This is a genomic window from Bradyrhizobium lablabi (assembly GCF_001440475.1).
Classification (GTDB): domain Bacteria; phylum Pseudomonadota; class Alphaproteobacteria; order Rhizobiales; family Xanthobacteraceae; genus Bradyrhizobium; species Bradyrhizobium lablabi.
This window is the reverse complement of record NZ_LLYB01000087.1, coordinates 1-261: the sequence shown is the minus strand read 5'-3', so window position 1 is coordinate 261 and position 261 is coordinate 1. Positions and strand designations below refer to the sequence as shown.

Sequence of the window (261 nt, the reverse complement as noted above, 5' to 3'; positions counted from 1 at the left end):
GCGCCTGCGGCAGCCGAAGCACCCGCTGAATCCGCCGTTGCAGAAGCCGCGCCCGTCGAAGCCCAGCCTGAAACTGAAACCAAGGCCGAGACGAAATCCGAGACGCCGGCCGAACCGCAGCTCGTCGAGGTCTGGCGGCCGGGCGGACGTTCCGACGAGCGCCGTCCGCATCACGACCGTAACCGCCAGCGCCATCACCGCGCGGGCGAGGGCGCGCAGGCCGCCGGTGGCGAAGCCGGAGACGGCGCGCAGCGCGAGCAG

General features: G+C 72.8%; 1 protein-coding gene. It reads right to left on the bottom strand.

The features are described from left to right. Window positions 1-261, bottom strand: a 261-nt coding sequence (locus CQ14_RS48320; RefSeq protein WP_430650215.1) for a hypothetical protein, incomplete at both ends; no start/stop codon positions are given.